Source organism: Clostridium sp. (genome assembly GCF_051650885.1).
Taxonomy (GTDB): Bacteria; Bacillota; Clostridia; order Clostridiales; family Clostridiaceae; genus Clostridium.
Genome location: NZ_JBOFRG010000171.1, coordinates 1 through 2,346 on the forward strand (window position 1 = coordinate 1; position 2,346 = coordinate 2,346).

Below are 2,346 nucleotides of genomic sequence, written 5' to 3' on the forward strand. Positions count from 1 at the left end.
GGCTCTGTTATAAATAACTGTTGATTTGTGTTAAATATTGAGAAAATGTCTATAATTAAATATACACATTTTTAGGAGGCAATTAATGAATAAAGTAGCAACAATATTACAACAAATAAAAAAACTTTCACATAATCAAAAAGAGTTATTATTAAATCAATTAGAAGATTTAATTTTTTTAGATACAAAGTCAGATGGGATAGTTAAAGATGTTAAAAATATTAGATTTTCAAAAGGAGCTGTTTGCTGTTATTGCACTAGTCATTCTGTTGTAAGAAATGGCAAAAATAATGGTATTCAGAGATATCGTTGCAAGGATTGTAATAGAACTTTTTCAGATTTAAGTTTATCTGCCACCTATAGAAGTAAAAAACCACTATCTAAATGGCTGAAATATGCACGATGTATGGTTGAAGGATATTCTATAAGGAAATGTGCTGAAATCGTTAAAATTAGCGTTGCTACGAGTTTTTATTGGAGACATAAAATACTTAATTGCATAAGTGCATTTCTTGGAAAAGGATTTGTTGATGGTGTAATAGAAGCTGATGAAGTCTTTTTTGCATATTCATATAAAGGAACTAAACCTGCTAATATGCCAAGACCTTCTCGTAAAAGAGGTAAAGAGGTTAAAAAGCGTGGAATTAGTAATGAGCAAGTTTGTGTTGCTACTGCTTTAGATAGACAAGGTAATTTAATAATGGAACTGTTATGCACTGGAAGAATGACCTCTAAGGAATTAGACCGTCTATATAAAGATAAAATTGATAAATCATCGATACTGTGTACAGATAGTCATAAATCTTATATTCAATTTGCTAAAGATATGGAATTAGAGCATATTCAAATCGAAAGAGGAAAGCACAAAAAAGATATTTATCATATTCAACACATTAATAGCTTGCATTCTAATTTAAGGAAATTCATGTCAAAATTTAATGGAGTTGCAACAAAATATCTTGAAAATTATTTGAAATATTATAAATGGATTAGTACGTTTTCTAATGAAAAACAAAATATTCAAATCAGAAACTTAATAGTCCATAGTAATACAACATATAGTTATACTGAAATTAAAAAATTTAAATTTAGAAAACCAAATTTTGTTTAAATACACCATTTTCTTTTGAATTATTCTACAGACTCATGTAGAAACTTTAAAAGATTTGCAAGAAAATCTAACCGTTAGTTTGCCTATATACCCAAATTATGGTATGAAAAATATATTATTGAAAGGAATATAGTAAATAATTGTAATTTATGGTAAAATAAATGCAATAAAATAATGAGTATTAGTTAAATAATTCTCAATTTGGAGGTTTACATGAAATTAAAATTAGACAAAAAAGATTTAAAACTAAGTTTATTAATGACGACAGTTGCTATGGTAGGAGTATTATTTGCTGTTAAAATGCAATTACAAACATTAAATACTCAATTACCAGAAGGACTTACTACAGGACAACTATTTTTAATAAGTATAATACAATCCTTTTTAATGACCTTTGTTTTGACTTTCTTTGGTTTGAAATTAGCTAGAAAAATAAAGTTAGATAAGGGTTTATTGAGGAGTTTATATTTGAAAGAAACTTATAAACTAAATAAGAAAAGTCTTAGTATATCACTTTTTCTAGGTTTTGTATTAGGTTCTATATTTACTATGAGTGATAGATTTATATTTAGTAGATTTTTAGACGGTCTAATTCAACCTTATTCTTTCAATATAGATTACTTTATAAGTGGTGTTATATATGGTGGAATAGGTGAAGAACTACTTTTAAGATTATTCTTTATGTCACTTTTGGTATTCATTATTTCCAAATTATTTAAACAAAAGGAGAATATTTCCACAAAAGTATATTGGGTTGCGATTATCTTAGCTGCTATGTTATTTGCATTAGGACATCTACCAGCCACTAAAGGTATATTCCCAGAACTTGGAGTTGTAGTTATTATAAGAATGATGCTATTAAATGGAATTGGCGGATTAGTTTTCGGATATTTATATTGGAAGAAAGGTTTAGAGTATGCCATGATATCTCATGGATTTACACATATTTGTACGCAACTTCTTTTTATGCCTATTTTATTTTAAAATTTAAACATTCATAAGCAATAAAAGACAAGCTATCTGTTTTAAAATAGCACATAATCTAAAGTAATCTAATGGGTAATAATATATTTAATACAAAGTAAAGGTCAAGCATTCGCTTGACCTTTAGCTATATTATTTACTATGCAAATTTAGTTGTGAAAATTTAATTTGTATCTTAAAACCTAAGCTAGTAGTTTTTTATAGTTTGTCTTTTTAATATACTATTATCAACAGTATATTGAAACAGAGCC

2 protein-coding genes are annotated in these 2,346 nt (G+C 26.7%); both read left to right on the forward strand.

Annotated features, from left to right (window positions below):
- Window positions 1-85 precede the first annotated feature (85 nt).
- Window positions 86-1,111 carry an IS1595 family transposase gene (locus ACRC28_RS08435; protein WP_438543012.1) on the forward strand — a complete coding sequence of 342 codons (1,026 nt, stop codon included), beginning with the start codon at window positions 86-88 and terminating at the stop codon, window positions 1,109-1,111.
- A 213-nt stretch (window positions 1,112-1,324) separates the two neighbouring features.
- Window positions 1,325-2,095 carry a CPBP family intramembrane glutamic endopeptidase gene (locus ACRC28_RS08440; protein ID WP_438543013.1) on the forward strand — a complete coding sequence of 257 codons (771 nt, stop codon included), beginning with the start codon at window positions 1,325-1,327 and terminating at the stop codon, window positions 2,093-2,095.
- Window positions 2,096-2,346: the final 251 nt, after the last annotated feature.

Coding starts and splice junctions, on each gene's coding strand:
- ACRC28_RS08435 (WP_438543012.1), top strand. CDS start 86: ATGAATAAAGTAGCAACAATATTACAACAAATAAAAAAACTTTCACAT.
- ACRC28_RS08440 (WP_438543013.1), top strand. CDS start 1,325: ATGAAATTAAAATTAGACAAAAAAGATTTAAAACTAAGTTTATTAATG.